Annotated in this window: 17 protein-coding genes; 12 read left to right on the top strand and 5 right to left on the bottom strand. The window is 60.3% G+C overall.

The genetic code is table 11. The features are described 5' to 3' along the window. Positions 1–55 precede the first annotated feature (55 nt). Both AB5Y67_RS19670 and AB5Y67_RS19675 read right to left on the bottom strand, forming a co-directional pair. A complete protein-coding gene (locus tag AB5Y67_RS19670; protein WP_005356301.1) occupies positions 56–568 on the bottom strand; it encodes a lipocalin family protein in 513 nt (170 codons plus the stop codon). Positions 569–585: 17 nt separating this feature from the next. Beyond that, positions 586–1488: an AraC family transcriptional regulator gene (locus tag AB5Y67_RS19675; protein ID WP_005339751.1), complete on the bottom strand. Its 903-nt coding sequence runs from the start codon at positions 1486–1488 to the stop codon at positions 586–588. Between the two features lie 157 nt (positions 1489–1645). On the opposite strand from AB5Y67_RS19675, the gene yqhD reads away from it, so the two are divergent. The 8 genes from yqhD (at position 1646) to AB5Y67_RS19715 (ending at position 12316) form a co-directional block, all read left to right on the top strand. After that, the gene (gene yqhD / locus AB5Y67_RS19680) at positions 1646–2809 is read left to right on the top strand and encodes an alcohol dehydrogenase (protein WP_325794018.1); all 1164 of its coding nucleotides are present in this window, start codon (positions 1646–1648) and stop codon (positions 2807–2809) included. 507 nt (positions 2810–3316) lie between these two features. Then, on the top strand, positions 3317–4843 hold the full coding sequence (pntA, locus tag AB5Y67_RS19685) for a Re/Si-specific NAD(P)(+) transhydrogenase subunit alpha (protein ID WP_019446577.1): 1527 nt from the start codon (positions 3317–3319) through the stop codon (positions 4841–4843). 11 nt (positions 4844–4854) lie between these two features. Beyond that, positions 4855–6339: a Re/Si-specific NAD(P)(+) transhydrogenase subunit beta gene (gene pntB, locus AB5Y67_RS19690; RefSeq protein ID WP_325794019.1), complete on the top strand. Its 1485-nt coding sequence runs from the start codon at positions 4855–4857 to the stop codon at positions 6337–6339. Between the two features lie 98 nt (positions 6340–6437). After that, entirely contained in the window at positions 6438–7217 is a 780-nt protein-coding gene (locus tag AB5Y67_RS19695; RefSeq protein WP_325794020.1) for a transporter substrate-binding domain-containing protein, read from the top strand. 147 nt (positions 7218–7364) lie between these two features. Beyond that, on the top strand, positions 7365–8033 hold the full coding sequence (locus tag AB5Y67_RS19700) for a PAS domain-containing protein (RefSeq protein ID WP_325794021.1): 669 nt from the start codon (positions 7365–7367) through the stop codon (positions 8031–8033). 21 nt (positions 8034–8054) lie between these two features. Continuing rightward, positions 8055–9356 carry an L-serine ammonia-lyase, iron-sulfur-dependent, subunit alpha gene (locus AB5Y67_RS19705; RefSeq protein WP_325794022.1) on the top strand — a complete coding sequence of 434 codons (1302 nt, stop codon included), beginning with the start codon at positions 8055–8057 and terminating at the stop codon, positions 9354–9356. 133 nt (positions 9357–9489) lie between these two features. Further along, positions 9490–10890: an L-cystine transporter gene (locus AB5Y67_RS19710; protein ID WP_325794023.1), complete on the top strand. Its 1401-nt coding sequence runs from the start codon at positions 9490–9492 to the stop codon at positions 10888–10890. Positions 10891–10987: 97 nt separating this feature from the next. Further along, entirely contained in the window at positions 10988–12316 is a 1329-nt protein-coding gene (locus tag AB5Y67_RS19715; RefSeq protein ID WP_199427695.1) for a CoA-disulfide reductase, read from the top strand. A 70-nt stretch (positions 12317–12386) separates the two neighbouring features. Here the strand turns inward: AB5Y67_RS19715 and AB5Y67_RS19720 are convergent, their stop codons facing one another. Next, positions 12387–13142 (bottom strand): outer membrane protein assembly factor BamD, encoded by a 756-nt coding sequence (locus AB5Y67_RS19720; RefSeq protein WP_101530913.1) that lies wholly within the window; start codon positions 13140–13142, stop codon positions 12387–12389. A 117-nt stretch (positions 13143–13259) separates the two neighbouring features. On the opposite strand from AB5Y67_RS19720, the gene rluD reads away from it, so the two are divergent. The 3 genes from rluD to clpB all read left to right on the top strand — a co-directional run bounded on the left by rluD (position 13260) and on the right by clpB (position 17866). Further along, a complete protein-coding gene (gene rluD, locus AB5Y67_RS19725; protein ID WP_005339771.1) occupies positions 13260–14240 on the top strand; it encodes a 23S rRNA pseudouridine(1911/1915/1917) synthase RluD in 981 nt (326 codons plus the stop codon). Between the two features lie 112 nt (positions 14241–14352). Beyond that, positions 14353–15090: a peptidoglycan editing factor PgeF gene (gene pgeF, locus AB5Y67_RS19730; protein ID WP_100647063.1), complete on the top strand. Its 738-nt coding sequence runs from the start codon at positions 14353–14355 to the stop codon at positions 15088–15090. A 202-nt stretch (positions 15091–15292) separates the two neighbouring features. Beyond that, positions 15293–17866: an ATP-dependent chaperone ClpB gene (gene clpB / locus AB5Y67_RS19735; protein ID WP_325794025.1), complete on the top strand. Its 2574-nt coding sequence runs from the start codon at positions 15293–15295 to the stop codon at positions 17864–17866. Positions 17867–18151: 285 nt separating this feature from the next. On the opposite strand, the gene asnA is transcribed toward clpB, so the two are convergent. Then, positions 18152–19144: an aspartate--ammonia ligase gene (gene asnA / locus AB5Y67_RS19740; protein ID WP_040070056.1), complete on the bottom strand. Its 993-nt coding sequence runs from the start codon at positions 19142–19144 to the stop codon at positions 18152–18154. A gap of 154 nt (positions 19145–19298) precedes the next feature. Here asnA and asnC point away from each other — a divergent pair, with 154 nt between their 5' ends. Then, positions 19299–19760, top strand: coding sequence for a transcriptional regulator AsnC (gene asnC / locus AB5Y67_RS19745; protein ID WP_005339783.1), 462 nt, complete (start codon positions 19299–19301; stop codon positions 19758–19760). An 8-nt stretch (positions 19761–19768) separates the two neighbouring features. On the opposite strand, the gene AB5Y67_RS19750 is transcribed toward asnC, so the two are convergent. Further along, the gene (locus AB5Y67_RS19750; RefSeq protein WP_069526978.1) at positions 19769–20533 is read right to left on the bottom strand and encodes an ABC transporter substrate-binding protein; all 765 of its coding nucleotides are present in this window, start codon (positions 20531–20533) and stop codon (positions 19769–19771) included. Positions 20534–20540: the final 7 nt, after the last annotated feature.

Genomic DNA, 20540 nt, shown 5'->3' on the forward strand with positions numbered 1-20540 from the left:
ACTCTCCATGAAAAAGGGCAGCCCGCGGGCTGCCCTTTGTTATTTCACGACTGGCTTAAGGGGTCTGCTTGACCCAGATAAGCTGGTCGGTGGCAAAGCCCAGCGACTTCGCCTTGGCGACCAGCGCATCCACCTTCGCCTTGGGCGGGTTGGGTGAGCGGGAGAGGATCCAGAGGTAGTCGTGGTTGTAGCTGGTCACCAGCGAGAGCTGGTAATCAGGGTCGAGGTCGATGACGTTGTAGCCGCCGTAGAAGGGGCCGAAGAAACTTACCTTGAGCCGCGCCTCGTCCGGGTTGCCGACGAAGTAGGCCTTGCCTTCGGCTTCGCGCCAGCTGCCATCGCTCTGCTTGCCGCGGTTGAGCACCTTGACGCCGCCATCGTCCCGCAGGCTGTAGGTGGCGCTCACCTGCTCCAGCCCCCGCTCGAAGCTGTGGTCGAGGCGGGCAATCTCATACCAGGTGCCAAGATAACGATCGAGCTGGAAGCCGGTGACGGGGCGGATGCCATCGGCAATCCCGGTACAGGCCGTTAGCAGTAAAGCGGTGAACAGGCAAAGCAGTGAACGCATAAGTAATCCCTCTCTTGTTATCCCTCAATGATGCGCAGCTGGCCATCCCGGAAGCGGGAGGCCTGATCCGTCGGCGTGCTGCCGAAGAAGCGCTTGTACTCCCGACTGAACTGGGAGTTGCTCTCGTAACCGACTCTGGCCGCCGCGGTGCCCGCCTTGATACCGTCGTGCAGCATCATCATCCGCGCCTTGTGCAGGCGAAACGACTTGATGTACTGCAACGGCGAGGTAGCGGTGACCGCCTTGAAGTGGTGGTGAAAGGCGGAGACGCTCATGTTCACCTCCCGCGCCAGCTCCTCCATGGTGAGGTTGTCGGCATAACGGGACTCTATCATACGCAGCACCCGGGCGATCTGGCCCACATGGTTGTGGCGATTGGCGAGCGCCTGCAGCGCCGGGCCGCCCCCCTCGGTGAGGGCGTGGAACAGCATCTCCCGCACCGTCTGCGGCCCCAGCACCCTGGCGTGCAGCGGGTTGTCCATCAGCTCGATCAGTCGCTCGGCGGCGCAAAACATGGTTTCCGACAGGGGGACCGAGTGGACGCCGCTCTTTTGTGGCGCGGGGGCGGGCAGGGCATCGCCCAGCTCCAGCAGCAGCTCTTGCAGGGTGACCAGATCGATCTCGATGGTAAACCCGATAAGCGGCTGCTCGGGGGAGGCGAAGCACTCGCACTCGCAGGGGAGCGGCAGGGTCATCAACAGGTAGTGGTTGGGGTCGTAGCGAAACACCTGATCCGCCAGATAACCCACCTTGTGTCCCTGCAGGATAACGATCATCCGCGGTTGGTAGAGCACCGGGGTGCGGCCATGGTGTTCGGTGGTATAGATGAGGTTGACCTGTTTCACCGGTGATGGGGTGATGCCGGGGGCGGTGACGTGGCGGGTCAATCTGGTTGCGAGGTCGCTGTAACGGTTTTGCATGGGGGCTCTTTGATTCGACAGGTCCGGTTTTCGCTGCTTTGTAGAAATAGGCAAGAATCAAGCAGGATGTTGTCTTGATGGTAGGGTGGTTCTGGAGAAAAATGCAATCACGATTTCGCGGCCTGGCCGCCCTGACTATCAGAAGAAGGCAATGTCGATGAACAACTTTACTCTCCATACCCCGACCAAAATCCTGTTCGGCCAAGGGCAGATCGCCCAGTTGCGCGAGCAGCTCCCGAGCGATGCCCGCGTCATGATCACCTATGGCGGCGGCAGCGTGGTACGCAGCGGCTTGCTGGAGCAGATCCGCAACGAGCTGGCCGGTATGACCCTGTTTGAATTTGGCGGCATCGAACCGAACCCGGCCTACGAGACCCTGATGGGCGCCGTGGAGCTGGCCCGTGCCGAGCGGGTCGACTTCCTGCTCGCCGTTGGCGGTGGTTCCGTGCTCGATGGCACCAAGTTTATCGCCGCTGCCGCGCACTACGAGCTGGCCAAAGATCCCTGGCACATTCTCGAGACCGTCGGCAGCGAAGTGCGTTCCGCCATCCCGCTCGGCTCAGTGCTGACCCTGCCGGCGACCGGTTCCGAAATGAACATGGGCGCCGTCATCACCCGTCGCAGCAGTGGCGACAAGGTGCACTTCTTCTCGCCGTTCGTGATGCCGCGCTTCGCCGTGCTGGATCCGGTGCTCACCTACACCCTGCCCGAGCGTCAGGTGGCGAACGGGGTAGTGGATGCTTTCGTCCACATCGTGGAGCAGTACCTCACCTATCCGGTTAATGCCAAGGTGCAGGATCGCTTCGCCGAAGGCTTGCTGCTGACCCTGATCGAAGAGGGGCCCAAGGCGCTGGCCGAGCCGCACAACTACGAGGTACGCGCCAACATCATGTGGAGCGCCACCATGGCGTTGAACGGCCTGATCGGTGCCGGTGTGCCGCAGGACTGGGCCACCCATATGCTGGGTCACGAGCTGACTGCCCTGCACGGCCTCGACCACGCCCAGACGCTGGCGGTGGTGCTGCCTGCCCTGCTGCGGGCCAAGCGCAAACAGAAACATGCCAAGCTGCTGCAATACGCCGAGCGGGTGTGGGGTCTGCACAGCGGTAGCGAAGCGGAGCGCATCGACGATGCCATCGCCGCGACCCGCGACTTCTTCGAGCGGATGGGGGTCAAGACCCGACTGCGCGACTACGGTCTGAAAGATCTGGGTATCGACACTCTGATCGGCAAGTTGGGTGAGCACGGCATGACCCGTCTGGGCGAGCACAGCGATATCGATCTGGTGCAGAGCCAGCATATTTATGAAGCGGCCTGGTAAGGGCCGCCAATCGGTGCCAAACGGGCGAAACGATTGAATTGCCGGGGCCCTCTCCCGCTATCTGGCGGCTGAGCGGCCCCGCTTTTGTTGGGAAAATGTTACTTTTCGGCGTTTCGCTGCGAGAAGTGAGACGAAAGCGGATTTCGTAAGAACAAAAAACGCTAAGATAGAGGGCCGGTAAAACATTTTTTTTGACTGGTTGGATCACTTTTTTCAGCCGTTTTTACTGGTATAAGCCTCTAATTTGGTTTGTTTTTTTTAATCGTAGCCAGGGATGGGCTGAATTCTGTACGAGTGCCGTCGGGACTGCGGTTGTAATAAAACTCCAAAATTTGATACTAATCACCTTCGCGCCTGAAAAGCGGGGGCCTGACCATGACAGGAGGTTGAGGTAAAGCCTACTGATTTTCATAACAAAGAGCCCTGGACCTGCACTTTGGTCATGTCTTGTTTCGTCAGAAGTGAGACACTGGGCAGCGATTGTTTATTAACCATCAGGGAATAGTCATGCAGATTGGAATACCGAGAGAGAGTCTCGCCGGTGAGACCCGGGTCGCAGCGACCCCGGCTACCGTCGAGCAGCTGAAAAAGCTCGGCTTCGAGGTCGCCATCGAGACCGGCGCAGGCCTGTCGGCCAGCTTCGATGATGCCGCCTTCGAGGCTGCCGGTGCCAGCGTGGTGCCGAATGTCTGGCAAGCCGACCTTATCTTCAAGGTCAATGCGCCGACCGATGCCGAGATCGCACAAATTAAAGATGGCGCCACTCTGGTGAGCTTCATCTGGCCTGCCCAGAACCCTGAGCTGGTCAAGAAGCTGTCCGAGCGCAACATCAATGTGATGGCGATGGATATGGTGCCGCGGATCTCCCGTGCCCAGTCCCTCGATGCCCTCTCCTCCATGGCCAACATCGGTGGCTATCGCGCCGTGGTTGAAGCTGCGCACCAGTTCGGTCGCTTCTTCACCGGTCAAATCACCGCAGCCGGTAAAGTGCCGCCTGCCAAGGTACTGGTGATCGGTGCCGGTGTTGCCGGTCTGGCTGCCATCGGTACGGCCGGTTCCCTCGGTGCCATCGTGCGTGCCTTCGATACCCGTCTGGAAGTGGCCGAGCAGATCGAATCCATGGGTGGGGAATTCCTCAAGCTGGACTTCGGTGGCGAAGACGGCGCATCCAGCGATGGTTACGCCAAAGTCATGTCCGATGAGTTCATCAAGGCCGAGATGGAGCTGTTCGCCCAGCAGGCCAAAGAGGTGGACATCATCATCACCACCGCCCTGATCCCGGGCAAGCCGGCTCCCAAGCTGATCACCAAAGAGATGGTCGACAGCATGAAGCCGGGCTCCGTCATCGTGGACATGGCCGCTCAGGCTGGCGGTAACTGTGAATACACAGTGCCGGGTGAGCTGCATGTCACCGACAACGGCGTCAAGGTGATTGGTTACACCGATCTGCCGGGTCGTCTGCCTGCCCAGTCCTCCCAGCTCTACGGTACCAACCTGGTCAACCTGATGAAGCTGATGTGCAAGGAGAAGGACGGCAACGTCGCCATCGACTTCGAGGACGTGGTTCAGCGCAACATGACGGTGATCCAGGCCGGTGAAGTGACCTTCCCGCCGCCCGCCATCTCCGTCTCTGCCGCCCCGCAGAAACCGGCCGCCGCCAAACCGGCAGCCAAGAAGGAAGAGGCCAAGCCTTCCAACAAGAAGTTCGTGTTCGGTGCCCTCGGCATCGCCGCCTTCGGCTGGATCGCCTCCGTTGCCCCGGCAGCCTTCCTCTCCCACTTCACCGTATTCATCCTGGCCTGTGTGGTCGGTTACTACGTGGTGTGGAACGTATCGCACGCCCTGCACACGCCGCTGATGTCGGTCACCAATGCCATCTCCGGCATTATCGTGGTCGGTGCCCTGCTGCAGATCGGGCAAGGGTCGACTCTGGTTACCGCGCTGGCGTTCATCGCCGTGCTGATTGCCAGTATCAACATCTTCGGCGGCTTCACCGTCACTCAGCGCATGCTGAAGATGTTCCGTAAGGATTAAGGGGGTTTAACGTGTCTCAAGGACTGGTAACAGCATCCTATATCGTTGCCGCCGTGCTCTTCATCCTCAGTCTCGCGGGACTGTCGAAGCAAGAAACGGCCAAACATGGCAACCTGTTCGGTATCGCGGGTATGGCTATCGCCCTGCTCGCTACCGTATTCAACCCGGAGACCAGCGGTGTTCACTGGATCATCCTGGCCATGGTGATTGGCGGTGCCATCGGCGTGCGTCTGGCACTCAAGGTCGAGATGACCGAGATGCCCGAGCTGGTGGCCGTGCTGCACAGCTTCGTGGGTATGGCGGCAGTGCTGGTGGGCTTCAACAGCTTCATCGATCTGCACCCCTCTGCCCCTGCTGAGGTGGTCGTCTCCGTCGGTTCCAACCTGGATGCCACCCTGGCAGCCGCCCGTGCGGCGTTCGAGCAGGCCAACAGCGTTGCCCAGGTCGAGCACCTGACCGGCGCCATGCTGAACATCCATCTGGTCGAGATCTTCCTGGGCGTCTTCATCGGTGCCGTAACCTTTACCGGTTCCGTGGTTGCCTTCGGCAAACTGCGTGGTCTCATCTCCTCCAAGCCACTGATGCTGCCGCACCGCCACAAGCTGAACCTGCTGGCCGTGGTCGCTTCTCTGGCGCTGATGGTCTACTTCGTCAACACCGGTGGCTCTACCTTCGCCCTGCTGGTGATGACCTTGATCGCCTTCGCCTTCGGTTGGCATCTGGTTGCCTCCATCGGTGGCGCCGACATGCCGGTGGTGGTCTCCATGCTGAACTCCTACTCCGGTTGGGCGGCGGCGGCGGCGGGCTTCATGCTTTCCAACGACCTGCTGATCGTCACCGGCGCTCTGGTAGGTTCCTCCGGTGCGATCCTCTCCTACATCATGTGCAAGGCGATGAACCGCTCCTTCATCTCCGTGATCGCCGGTGGCTTCGGCTCCGATGGCGTGGCCTCCACGGCTGATCAGGAGATGGGCGAATACCGCGAAACCAGCGCCGAGGAAGTGGCTGACCTGCTGAAGAACTCCAGCTCCGTCATCATCACCCCGGGCTACGGCATGGCGGTGGCGCAGGCCCAGTATCCGGTGGCTGAAATCACCCAGAAGCTGCGTGATCGCGGCGTCAAGGTGCGCTTCGGTATCCACCCGGTTGCCGGTCGTCTGCCTGGCCACATGAACGTGCTGCTGGCGGAAGCGAAAGTCCCGTATGACATCGTGCTGGAAATGGACGAGATCAACGACGACTTCGCCGATACCGATACCGTGCTGGTGATTGGTGCCAACGACACCGTAAACCCGGCTGCGATGGAAGATCCGGGCAGCCCGATCGCCGGTATGCCGGTACTGGAAGTGTGGAAAGCGCAGAACGTCATCGGTTTCAAGCGCTCCATGAACACTGGCTACGCCGGCGTCCAGAACCCGCTGTTCTTCAAGGAAAATACCCAGATGCTGTTTGGCGATGCCAAGGCCAGCGTCGAGGCAATCCTGAAAGCACTGTAAGTGTCATTCAGAGAGTGGATATCAAGGAGGCTTCGGCCTCCTTTTTTATTGCTCATCCCTTGTATATCCTCAATCCATACGGACCATGAGGGATCTCCATGATGTGGTGTCAGGGTTGGCGAAGGATCGGGTTGTACGGCTGGCTGCTGGCCTCCCTGTTTGGTGCTGGTTCGGCCGTAGCGGCGGACGAGCCGCCGACTCTGACGCTGCTGACCGAGCTGTGGCCCCCTTATGTGATGCGTGGTGACAATGGCGAGCTGGCCGGCGCCGATCTCGATCTGGCCTGTACCGTGTTGCGCCAGATGGGTTATCGCACTGAAATCAGGGTGCTGCCCTGGAAGCGGGTTCTGCAGCAGGCCCGTCTCAAGCAGGGGGATGCGGTAGTCGACGTCTTCTTTGAACCTTCCCGCCAGCACTGGCTCCACTACCCCGAAGAGCCGCTCTCTTACAGCGGTGAAGTGCTCTTCTATCCGACGGCCCGTCCGGTGGATTTCAAGCAGCTCTCCGACCTCAAGGGTCTGCGGATAGGTATTCAGGAAGATTATGCCTACAGTCCCGATTTTCTGATCGATCCCGGGGTGCTCCGGATGCCGATGACGGGGGAGGGGAATGCCATCAAACAGCTGCATTTGATGATGGCCGGTCGGCTGGACGGGGTGGTGCTCAACGAGCGGGTCGGTCGCTACTTGCTGCATACCCAGGGGCTGCAGGATCAGGTGAACCACGGCTCGCGCCTGCTGACCGACGACAACCGCAACTTCCTCGCGTTTACCCACAAGCCCGGCCACGACCAGCTGGCTATCCGCTTCTCCTCTGCCCTCAAGGCATTCAAACAGACTCCCGCCTACAAGCAGTTGCTGGCCCGCTATCACCTCTGAGTTGCTGCCCTGCTGTGCGCCGCTTCACAATTTGTCGCACTTTGTTAAAAGGTGGGCATAATGGCGAGCAAAAAGGGGATGCCGCTCAACATTAGTTGATCTTGTTGATAGTAGAATCAACTGCGGTTTACTCAAAGTTACTCATATATGTCCACAGCAGCCACCACTGACCAGATCAATTCGTTAACGGATGAAGAACGTCATCTGATCGCCAGTTTCGAGCCCGCGGTCGAGGCGCTGGCCGCGCTGTTTGGCGCAGGGTGCGAGGTGGTGTTGCATGCGTTCGATACGTTGGAGGCATCGGTCATCAAGATTGCCAACGGCCATGTCACCGGTCGTCGGGAGGGGGCGCCGGTCACCGACTTTGCCCTCAACCGCTTGCAGGGGGAGGCGGGCAGCCAGTGGAGCAGCTACTTCAGCCGTACCCGCGACGGGACGCTGATGAAGTCCTCCTCCATCACCATCAGCAACCGGCAGGGCAAGCCCATCGGCATGCTCTGCGTGAACTTCAGTCTGGATACCTCCCTTGGCTGCCTGCTCGATACTTTTGCGTTGCCCACGGCACCGGCTCCGCTCAATAACGAGACTTTTGCCAGCTCGGTGGACGAGCTGGTGACTCAGGTGATTGAGAAGGTGGATCGGGACGATTCGCTCTCCTGCACGGTGCGCAACAAGGAGATAGTGACCCGGCTCTTCGACATGGGGATCTTCGAGATCAAGGAGGCGGCCCAGCTGGTTGCCCGGATGCTCGGCATCTCCCGTCATACTGTTTATCTGCATATCCGCAACCACAAGGCGGATCTGAACAAGCAATAACTGCCTGCGGGCACCCTGAACATGAGAAACACTGCGATGAAAGCACAATGGACCGACTTTATTACCCTGCTCAAGCGTGAAGTGGTGCCGGCCCTGGGCTGTACCGAGCCGATGTCGGTGGCGCTGGCAGCGGCAAACTGCCGCAAGCTGCTGGGGGAGACCCCGACCCGTATCAGCGTCTGGGTCAGTGGCAATCTGTTCAAGAATGGCATGGGGGTCGGGGTGCCGGGCACCGGCATGATCGGTCTGCCGGTGGCCGCTGCGGTCGGCATCACAGGGGGCCACCCCGATGCCGGGCTGGAGGTGCTCAAGACCCTCACACCAGAACAGGTGGAAGCGGCCAAGACGTTGTTGCCGGTGATCAAGGTGGATGTGAAGGATGTGCCGGACGTGCTCTACGCCGAGGTACTGGCCGAAGTGGAGAGCCATAGTGCCCGGGTGGTGATCTGCACCGACCACACCCGCATCATCCTGATGGAGAAGGATGGCGAGGTGCTGATGGAGCAGGCCAGTGCCCCCGGCGTGCAGATCCAGCCAGCCAAATCCGCCAAACCGGCCATGACCTTGCGGGAGATCGTCGATTTTGCATTGGAAGTGCCGCTGGTTGAGATCGACTTCATCCGCGAGGCCGCCACCATGAATCAGGCGCTGGCAGATGAAGGGTTGCAGGGTTACGGCCTGAAGATCGGCAAGATCCTCACCGAGCAGGTGGAGCGCAAGCTGCTCTCCGATGACCTGATGACGCTGGCGATGCGCCTCTCCTCCGCTGCCTCCGATGCGCGGATGGATGGTGCCATGCTGCCCGCCATGTCCAACTCCGGTTCCGGCAATCAGGGCATTGCCGCCACCATGCCGGTGGTCGCGGCGGCCCGCTTCCTCAAGGCGAGCGACGAGCAGCTGACCCGGGCACTGGTGATGAGCCATCTGGTGGCCATCTACATCAAGACCTATCAGAACAAGCTGTCGGCGCTGTGCGCCGCCAGTACCGCCGCCATGGGGGCCGGTGCGGCCATCACCTGGCTGCTGGGCGGCCAGTATCAGCAGATCAGCCACTGCATCAACAACATGATTGGCGATGTCTCCGGCATCATCTGCGACGGCGCGGGTAGCGCCTGCTCCATGAAGGTCTCCACCTCCACCTCGGCGGCGGTTAAGTCTTCGCTGATGGCTATCAACAACCTGCATGTCCCCCAGAGCGAGGGGATCGTCTCCGACGATGTGGACCAGACCATCGCCAATCTGGGCCGCCTCTCCAAAGAGGGGATGCTGGATACCGACATCGAAATCATCAACATCATGCGAGCGAAACAGCAGAAGCAGTGAATCTGTGACAAGGGGGCGATAGACCCCCTTGTTCTTGTCACGACGGCGCAGACCGTCTGACACGGTTGCCAGGGCAAGCATGGCGCTTGCTCTTGTTTCTCGGGCCCAAGCCCGCTTTTTGGGGAGTCATACCATGACATTTAGCGTTATCGGCAATCTAGCCATCGCCGCCATCTTGCTGTTCTTTCTCTACCGGTTACAGGAAAAACATGTGAGCTTCACCCGCCGGGTATTTGCCGGTCTGGGGCTCGGTATTCTGTTCGGCGCCGCGTTGCAACTGCTTTACGGTGCAGGTTCGCCCGTCATTGTTCAGATCATCGACTATCTGGATATCGTGGGTAGCGGCTATGTGAAGCTGCTGCAGATGATCATCATCCCGCTGATCATGGTCTCCATCATCAGCGCTATCTTGAAGCTCAATGGCGGCACTGCGCTGGGCAAGATCAGCGCCATGACCATAGGCGTGTTGATCTTCACCACCGCCATCGCCGCCGGGGCGGGCATCCTGATGTCCAACCTGTTTGGCCTGACCGCTGAAGGGCTCACCTCCGGGGCCGCCGAAAGCGCCCGTGGCGCCGCGCTGCAGACTACCCTCGGCAGCGTCGAGAGCATGTCTTTCGCCAAGATGATGCTGGAGTTCATTCCCGCCAACCCCTTCCTCGACATGACCGGGGCGCGCAAGACCTCCACCATCGCCGTGGTGATCTTCTCCATCTTCATCGGCCTCTCCGCTACCGGCATCGCCCGCAAGAAGCCGGAGATCTTCGCCAGCTTCAGCCACTTCGTGGCCGTGGCTCATGCCATCGTAATGCGAATGGTGACTCTGGTGCTGCGCCTGACCCCGTTTGGCGTACTGGCGCTGATGACCAAGGTGGTCTCCGGCTCCAACTATGCAGATATTCTCAACCTGCTCAGCTTTGTGATGGCCTCTTACGGCGCCATCGCCATCATGTTTGTCGTGCACCTGCTGCTGGTGAGCATGGTCGGCATCAACCCGCTGCGCTTCCTCAAGAAGATCACGCCGGTGCTGGCGTTTGCCTTCACCTCCCGTACCAGTGCGGGCTCCATTCCGATGAACGTGCAGACCCAGACCAAGTCGCTGGGTATTCCTGAGGGGATCGCCAACTTCGCTGCCTCCTTCGGTTCCACCATCGGCCAGAACGGCTGTGCCGGTATCTATCCTGCCATGCTGGCCGTGATGATTGCCCCGACCGTCGGGGTCAACCCGATGGATCCCGGCTTTATCATGACCCTGATCGCCATCATCACCGTCAGCTCCTTCGGGGTGGCCGGGATTGGCGGTGGCGCCACCTTTGCCGCGCTGATCGTGCTCTCCGCGCTGGACTTCCCGGTGGCGCTGGCCGGTCTGCTCATTTCCATCGAGCCGCTGATCGATATGGGCCGTACCGCGCTGAACGTCTCCGGCTCCATCACCGCAGGGACGGTCACCAGCCGCCTGATGGGCGAGACCGACATGCATGTGTTCAACAGCGATCACGAAGTGAGTCTGGACGGCGAAGAGTCCACCGTCTGATTTGCGTCGGTTGATCTGCTCGTGGAAAGGGGTGACTCTTTCCCGTCATAGACCGCAGGGAGGGCATGCCCTCCCTGCGCCATTGAGAGGAAAAACAATGAGAATTCTGATCATCGGTGGCGAAGCCGCCGGTATGAGCGCGGCGGCCAAGGCGCGCCGTCTGGCCAAAGATGCCGACATCGTGGTGTATGAGGCCTCCGAAGTGATCTCTTTCGGTGCTTGCGGCCTGCCTTATTTCGTCGGCGACGAGTTTCAGGAGCCCGGTTACATGGCCGAGTTCACACCCGAGCAGTTCGCCGCCAAGGGGATCGAGGTCAAGATTGGCCATCGGGTGCTGAGCGTTGACGCAACTGCCCAGACCCTGCAGGTGGAGCACAACGGCGACAACTTCACCGATCGCTACGATCGGTTGATGATCGCCACCGGTGCCCGCGAAGTGATGCCCCCCATCCCCGGTCTGCAGCAGAAAGGGGTATTCGGTCTGCGCCGGATGGCCGACGGGCTGGCGCTCAAAGCTGCGGTGCAAGACAAGAATAATCGCCGCGCCGTGGTGATCGGTTCCGGCTTTATCGGGCTGGAAGTGGTCGAGGCGCTGGTCCATCAGGGTAAAGAGGTGCGCCTGATCGAGCTGGCGGAGCGGGTCATCCCCGATGCGTTTGATGGCGAGATCACCCAGCACATCGAAACCGAACTGCGCGAGCAGGGGGTCTCTCTCCATCTGGGTGAGCGAGTTGAAGCACTGCTGGGGGATGGTCGGGTGACCGGCGTGCGCACCAGCCAGGGCGAGTACGAGGCCGATATCGTGGTGGTCTGCACCGGGGTCAAGCCCAACACCGAGTTTCTGGCTAATACCGGCATCGAACGACTCGGCAATGGTGCCATCAAGGTGGACCGTCAGGGGCGCAGCTCGCTGGCCAACGTCTGGTCGGCCGGTGACTGTGCCAGCGTCTGGCACAGCGTGAAGCAGCAGCAGGTCTATGTGCCGCTAGCCACCATCGCCAACAAGCTGGGGCGCATGGTGGGCGAGAACCTGGCGGGGGCCGAGCAGGAGTTCCCGGGTACCCTCGGTTCTGCGGCGCTCAAGGTGCTGGGGCTGGAGGCGGGCCGTACCGGTCTTTCCGAGCAGGAAGCCAAGGCGATGGGCATCGACTATCGCACCGTGGTGATCAAGGACAAGTGCCACACCAACTACTGCCCGGGTCAGTCCGACATCCACGTCAAGCTGGTCTACGAGGCGGGCAGCAAACGGCTGCTGGGCGGCCAGATCCTCGGTCGCAAGGGGGCGGTCCACCGCATCGACGCGCTGGCAGTGGCCATCACCATGGGGGTGACCACCGAGCAGCTCGGCATGCTGGACTTTGCCTATGCGCCGCCCTTCTCCCGCACCTGGGATGCCCTGAACGTGGCGGGTAACGTCGCGAAGTAAGCGTTGCTTGCAGCGATAAAAAAACCGATGCCTTGGCATCGGTTTTTTGTTACCGGTTTATCCGTATCACTCAGCCACGGCCGAGGCGGTTCTCCGGGTAGTTCTTGGCCAGCACTTCGCGGGCATGCTTGGCCAGCTGCGGCATCTTCAGAGAGTCGTAAGACTCGACCATGATCTCCAGTGCCTTCTCGGTTTCGGCTGTGTCGGGGTAGGTTTCGACAATCAGCTTGGCCCGGTTGGCGGCCGCGACCAGTGCATCACGCTTCACGTAATACTCGGCCACGCTCAGGTCATATCGGGCCAGACGATTCTTCAGGCCAATCATGCGCGCACGGGCATCGGCGGCATAGACGCTGTTGGGGTAGTTCTGCAACAGGGTCTTGAAGTCCTGGAATGCCTGACGGGCATAAGCAGGGTCTTTGTCGTCCCGATCGATACCGAACAGGCTTTGGAAGAAGTTGTAATCCGCCGCCATGTTGGTCAGGCCGCGCATATAGAAGACGTAATCGATATTTTTATGCGCCGGATTGAGGCGGATAAAACGGTCGATATTGGCGATCGCCTGAGCGGTATCATCCTGCTTGTAGTAGGCATAGATGAGGTCAAGCTGCACCTGATTGGAGTAGGCGCCGAACGGGTAGCGAGAGTCCAAAGCCTCAAGCAATTCAGTGGCTTGCACGTAATTGCCAACGTCCAGTTTGAGGCGTGCTTTCTGGTACAGGGTCTCCGGCGGTTCGTCGGGTACCTTGGGTTTGGTGCTGGAACAGCCTGTGATCAAGGTAGCGACCAAGGCGAGCGACATCAGCAGGTGAGACTTCTTTCCCATCAACAACATCCGGTCCATTTCCACGAAATTGGCAAAGTATCCGTTATGCTTGGCTAAAAGAAAAGCTAGAATACCCGGATTATTTCGAATTGATACCCCCCGCTCAAGAGACCATACATGAGCCAGCATATTGAACTGACAGGCGAATTCCAGGATCACCAATTCGGGCAGCGACTCGACCAGGCCCTGGCCGAATTGTTTCCAGACTACTCCCGCACCCGCATCAAGGAGTGGATTTTACAGGACAGAGTGACCCTGGACGGTCAGGTTGCCAACACCCCGCGCGAGAAGATTCTGGCCGGGCAGCAGGTGCATGTGAATGTCGAGCTGGAAGATGATACTCGCTGGGATGCCCAGGATATCGAGCTCAACATCGTTTATGAAGATGAACACATTCTGGTGATCGATAAACCGGCCGGACTGGTGGTTCACCCGGGCGCAGGCACGCCGGATGGCACCATCCTCAACGCCCTGCTGCACCGCTACCCCGGCATTGCCGAGGTACCTCGCGCCGGTATCGTGCACCGTCTGGATAAAGACACCACAGGTTTGATGGTGGTTGCCAAAACCGTACCCGCCCAGACCCATCTGGTGGAAGCGTTGCAGGCGCGCCAGATCACCCGTGAGTACGAAGCGATCGCCATCGGTCACATGACCGCAGGTGGCACCGTCGATGCGCCCATAGGCCGTCACCCGACCCAGCGTACTCATATGGCCGTGGTGCCCAATGGTCGTCCTTCCGTAACTCACTACCGGGTTCACGAGAAGTTCCGTGGCCACACCCGTCTGCGTCTGCGTCTGGAGACCGGCCGTACCCACCAGATCCGTGTCCACATGGCGCACATCAAACACCCGCTGGTGGGTGATCCCGCTTACGGTGGCCGTCTGCGCCCGCTGCGCAACGCTACCCCTGAGCTGACTCAGGCACTGCGCAACTTTAACCGTCAGGCGCTGCATGCCACCATGCTGCAACTGGCTCACCCCATCACGGGTGAAGTGATGCAGTGGCATTCAGCTACACCGCAAGACATGGTGGAGCTGATGGAAGTGCTGCGCGCGGATACGCTCGCCAATCCGGATGATTTAGTCTGGAACTGATGCGATAGGGCCTGCTGCGTCGGTTTCTGGCGTCATCCGGCCCGAACAGATGCCAAACGGGGTTCCCTTGCAGGAGCCCCGTTTTTATATCGGTGAATTGAAGGAGTCACAGATGAAATGGATCGAACCCGACTGGCCAGCCCCGGCGTGTGTCAGGGCGTTGTCGACCACCCGGGATGGCGGCGTCAGTGAAGGGGTCTTTGCCGGTCTCAATTTGGGCGCCCATGTGGGGGATGAACCGGTGCGAGTCGAGGCCAATCGTGCTCGCTTGCAGCAGGCGGCCGCCATCCCGGGGCCCCTCAACTGGCTTAATCAGGTGCATGGCACCGTGGTTCATCCGGTCAGCAGCCATTATCAGCAAGCGCCGGATGCCGATGCTGCCTGCGCCCATGAGGCGGATCAGGCCTGCATCGTAATGACTGCTGACTGTCTGCCGGTGCTGTTCTGCGATCGGGCGGGTACTGTGGTCGCAGCTGCCCATGCTGGCTGGCGTGGACTGAAAGAGGGCGTGCTCGAGGCGAGTATCGCGGCCATGGGCTGTGAGCCGGGTGAGATCCTGGCCTGGATGGGCCCGGCCATCGGCCCCACTGCATTTGAAGTGGGTGGCGAGGTGCGCGAAGCCTTTATGGCGGAGCAGGCTGAAGCGGTCGCGGCTTTCGTGCCTTCCGCCAACGACGGCAAATGGTTGGCGGATATCTACCAGCTGGCGCGGTTGCGCCTCGCCCGTGCCGGCGTTACCGCCGTCTATGGCGGCGAATACTGCACCTTCAGCGATAGCGAGCAGTTTTACTCCTATCGTCGCGACGGCCAGACCGGCCGGATGGCCTCCCTCATCTGGTTGGCCCGCTAAGCAATCACCCGCCAAGTAATAGCCCGTCTCTCTCAAGAACAGATCCGTATGAGAGAGGCGGGGATCCTGCCCTCTCCCCGCTTTGCAGAAAAAATAACCAGCCCATGCCCTTGAAATAGCCCGTACGGGCCTCATCTTTCATCTCAGAAAGTTATGTTGTTTGCCGCGCAAGCGGCGTCTGCCTGTTTGAAGGGGGAGTGCAATGCGCCTCGATCGCCTTACCAGCAAATTCCAGATTGCTATTTCCGATGCCCAGTCTCTTGCGCTGGGTCGTGATCACCAATTCATCGAACCCGTTCATCTGATGACCGCACTGGTCAATCAGGATGGCGGCTCTATCCGTCCGCTGCTCACCCTGACCGGGATGGATATCAATGCCCTGCGCTCCCGCCTCGGTGAGGAGCTGGATCGCCTGCCGCGCGTCAGCGGCGTGGAAGGGGACGTGCAGCTCTCCAACGGCCTCGGCCGCCTGCTCAACGTCTGCGACAAACTGGCCCAGCAGCGCAAGGATCAGTTCATCTCCTCCGAACTGTTCGTGCTGGCGGCCCTCGACGAGAAGGGGACGCTGGGCGAGCTGTTGCGTGCTCAGGGGCTGACCAAAGAGAAGCTCGAAGCGGCCATCGACAAGGTGCGTGGCGGCAAGAAGGTGGAGGATGCCAACGCCGAGGAGAACCGTCAGGCGCTGGAAAAGTACACCATCGATCTGACCGAGCGGGCCGAGATCGGCAAGCTCGACCCGGTGATCGGCCGTGATGACGAGATCCGCCGTACCATTCAGGTGCTGCAACGCCGTACCAAGAACAACCCGGTGCTGATCGGTGCCCCCGGTGTCGGTAAAACCGCCATCGTCGAGGGACTGGCTCAGCGCATCATCAACGGCGAAGTGCCGGAAGGGCTCAAAAACAAGCGGGTGCTGTCGCTGGACATGGGGGCGCTGGTGGCCGGTGCCAAGTATCGCGGTGAGTTTGAAGAGCGGCTCAAGGCTGTACTGACCGATCTCGCCAAGGAGGAGGGCAACGTCATCCTCTTTATCGACGAGCTGCACACCATGGTCGGCGCCGGCAAGGGCGAAGGGGCCATGGACGCGGGCAACATGCTGAAACCAGCGCTGGCCCGTGGCGACCTGCACTGCGTCGGAGCCACTACTCTGGATGAGTACCGTCAGTACATCGAGAAGGATGCCGCGCTGGAGCGCCGTTTCCAGAAGGTGCTGGTGGAGGAGCCGACAGTCGAGGATACCATCGCCATCCTGCGCGGCCTGAAAGAGCGTTACGAGCTGCACCACCATGTGCAGATCACCGACCCCGCCATCGTGGCGGCGGCCCAGCTGTCCCACCGCTACATTGCGGATCGCCAGCTGCCGGACAAGGCCATCGACCTTATCGACGAGGCGGCAGCCAGCATCCGGTTGCAGATCGACTCCAAGCCCGAGGCGCTCGATCGTCTCGAGCGGCGCATCATCCAGCTCAAGCTGGAGCAGCAGGCGCTGATGAAAGAGGATGATGACGCCAGCCGCAAGCGTCTGGAGCTGATCAATCAGGAGATTGGCGAAAAAGATCGGGAATACAACGAGCTGGACGAGGTGTGGAAGGCCGAGAAAGCCGCACTCGCCGGCACCCAGCATATCAAGGCTGCGTTGGAGCAGGCCCGTCAGGATCTCGATGTGGCGCGCCGGGCAGGCGACCTGGGCCGGATGTCCGAGCTGCAGTACGGCCGCATTCCGGAGTTGGAGAAACAGCTGGATCTCGCCACTCAGGCCGAGATGCAGGAGACCAGTCTGCTGCGCAACCGGGTCACCGACGTGGAGATTGCAGACGTGCTGGCCCGCTGGACCGGTATTCCGGTCGCCCGCATGCTGGAAGGGGAGCGCGACAAGCTGCTGCGGATGGAAGATCAGCTGCACAGCCGGGTGATTGGTCAGGAAGAGGCGGTCGATGCGGTCTCCAACGCCATTCGTCGCTCCCGTGCCGGTCTCTCCGACCCTAACCGCCCCATCGGCTCCTTCCTGTTCCTGGGGCCCACCGGGGTGGGCAAGACCGAGCTGTGCAAGGCGCTGGCCGAGTTCCTGTTCGATACCCAGGATGCCATGGTGCGGATCGATATGTCCGAGTTTATGGAGAAACACAGTGTGGCCCGTCTGGTGGGGGCGCCTCCCGGATACGTGGGTTATGAAGAGGGTGGTTATCTGACCGAGGCGGTGCGCCGTCGTCCCTACTCGGTGATCCTGCTGGACGAGGTGGAGAAGGCGCATCCCGATGTGTTCAACATCCTGTTGCAGGTGCTGGACGATGGCCGCCTGACCGATGGTCAGGGTCGCACCGTCGATTTCCGCAACTCGGTGGTGATCATGACCTCCAACCTCGGGTCGGATCTGATTCAGGAGCACCACTCCGAGAAGGATTACGACGAGATGAAGGCCATGCTGATGGATGTGCTGACCCGCAGTTTCCGGCCGGAATTTATCAACCGGATCGACGAGACAGTGGTGTTCCATCCCCTCGGCGAGGATCACATCAAGTCCATCGCCCGCATCCAGCTCAAGAGCCTGATGGGCCGACTGGAGGCTCAGGGCTACGAGGTGGAGGTGAGCGAAGCGCTGCTCGAGAAGCTGGTGCATGCCGGGTTCGACCCCGTCTACGGGGCGCGTCCCCTCAAACGGGCGATCCAGCAGAAGGTGGAGAACCCGCTGGCGCAGGCCCTGCTTTCCGGCCGCATCGTGCCGGGCAAAAAACTGGTGCTGGGGGCCGACAGCAACGGCCTGACAATGACCCAGTAACCAGTCTCGTATCTATGTTTGCAACGCCAGCCTTCGTGCTGGCGTTGTCATATCTGGTGGCGGGGATTCGGAAGAAAAAAACGGCAATCCGAAGATTGCCGGGAGGAATGTAGTGACGCGACCTGGCGTGGGTTGAGCGGGTCGCAGGGGCAAGCCCCCGATTGCGAAGCGCGGCCACTGCTGGCCTCGCTTCTTACAGCCTGCCGGGGATGCGCTCACTCAACCCCGACGGCCACCTGCTTGTTGCCATGCCAGCTGCGATAGCGCCGGCATGGCCTTCATTCGTTACAGCATGCCAGGGATAGCGGCCTTCATTTCAGAGGGCCACACACCAACCTGCACCTGACCGATATGCTCTTTTTGCAGCAGCAGCATGGCCAGACGGGATTGGCCGATACCGCCACCGATGGTTTGCGGCATCCGTGCTGCCAGCAAATCCTGATGCCAGTCGTACTGCAGGCGATCCTCGTCGCCGGTGATAGCCAGCTGGCGACGCAGCGCCTCGGCATCGACCCGGATCCCCATGGAGGAGATCTCGAAGCTATCTTGCAGCACCGGGTTCCACACCAGAATGTCGCCGTTCAGACCGGCCAGACCCAGCTCGCTGTGGCTGCTCCAGTCGTCGTAATCCGGGGCGCGCACATCGTGGCGCTCGCCGTGGGAGAGGGCTCCGCCGATGCCGATCAGGAATACGGCACCCAGCTCTTTGGCGATGGCGCGCTCGCGCCCCTTGGCATCGAGATCCGGGTAGCGGGCCAGCAGCTCTTCGCTGTGCAGGAACTGGATCTCGGCTGGCAGGAAGGGGGTCAGCTCATGTTCGGCACAGACCGCGCGCTCGGTGGCCTTGATGGCGGCCCAGATGCCGCGCACGGTTTCCTGCAGATAGGCCAGATCGCGGCGCTCGCTCGGCATTACCTTCTCCCAGTCCCACTGATCCACGTAGACGGAGTGGATGGGGGTGAGTTTGTCTTCATCCGGACGCAGCGCCTTCATGTGGGTGTAGATCCCTTCACCCGGGCCGAAGCCGAAGCGACCCAGGGTCTGGCGCTTCCATTTGGCCAGTGAATGGACCACTTCGTAGCTGTGATCCGGCAGGGTTTTTACTTTGACCTGCACTGCATTCTCGTGGCCAGAGAGGTTGTCCTGAGTACCATCACCGACCCGGCTCAGAATGGGGGCTTGCACCTCCATCAGACCCAGTTGCTGGGCGAGTTGGCGGGAGAACATCTCTTTGACGAAGCTGATCTGCTGTTGGCTGCGAATGTAGTGCTGTTTCATGCTGAATTCCTGTTTCAAACCCCGTTGGATGTGGTGATTCTTCAACGGATTGCCAACTAAATTCAATATTCGATAATAGAAATAGGCTTTATGCATTTTTTTCTTCAAAATAAGCCGTTATTTAATGAGGTATCGTCAACGGGAGTGCAAAAAAATGCCGGAAAATTACCGGATCGATAATCTCGATCAGGCCATCCTCACCGCTCTGATGGAAAATGCGCGGATCCCTTACGCCGAACTTGCGAAACAACTGGCGGTCAGCCCGGGCACCATCCATGTGCGGGTGGAGAAGATGAAACAGGCGGGGATCATCGAGGGGACGCGGGTGCAGGTTAACCCCAAGAAGCTGGGTTACGACGTCTGCTGCTTTATCGGGATCAATCTGAAGAGTGCCAAGGATTACCCCTCGGCGCTGGCCAAGCTGCAGGCGCTGGACGAGGTGGTGGAGGCTTACTACACCACCGGCCACTACAGCATCTTCATGAAGGTGATGACCCGCTCCATCGACGAGCTGCAGATAGTGCTGATCAACAAGATCCAGACCATCGACGAGATCCAGTCCACTGAAACTCTGATTTCGCTGCAAAACCCGATCCTGCGGGATGTGAAACCCTGACCCCTTGATCAGGGTTCGATATAGGGGATGGCGTACTTGTCGTAGAGGGCCTTGAGGCTGCCGTTTCGCTTCATGCGCAGCAGTTCGGCATCGTAGGCCGCCATCAGGGCGGGGGTCTGTGCATCCGCTCGTGCGCGGGCCCAGGTGTTGAAGTAGGGGCTGCTCTTGAGCGGTTTGGGCAGGTAATCGATCTTTCCCGTCAGCCCCTCCTCCTTGATCTGGGTGAAGGCGGTGACCAGCGGCATGGGCACGGTATCGATGCGTCCGGCCAGCAGTTTGCGCAGTTGCAGCTGGTTCATGGTGATCTCCTGGAACTGATAGGCCGGGTCGGTCATCGCCACCGCCAGTTCAGGGGTGTAGGAGAAATCCTTGGTCACGCCGATGCGCCAGGGTTTGAGATCGGCCAGCGTTTCGTAGCGGATCTTCATCAGGTCCGCCTTGCGCACGAAGAAGTGCCAGCTGTGGCGAAGATGGGCCTGTTGGGGATAGATGAGATAACTCTCCCGCTCTGCCTTGTAGGAGTGGGTCATCACCAGATCGCAGGCGCCGGTTTCGGCATTGCGGGTGAGGCGGGCACCGGAGTCGGCCAGCTCGATCCGAAAGGGCGTCTCCAGCTTGTCGAAGATGGCGGTGACTATGTCGATATCGAGTCCGCGGGGTTTCTGATCTGCATCGAGATACTTGAGCGGGGGCTCCATGGTGCCGCAGATCACCAGCTCTTTGGCGGGCAATCCGAGTGGAAACAGCAACCAAAACAGGGGGATCACACGCAAACTACGT

Origin of the sequence: Aeromonas sp. s12, from assembly GCF_040907925.1 — a bacterium.
Classification (GTDB): domain Bacteria; phylum Pseudomonadota; class Gammaproteobacteria; order Enterobacterales; family Aeromonadaceae; genus Aeromonas; species Aeromonas veronii.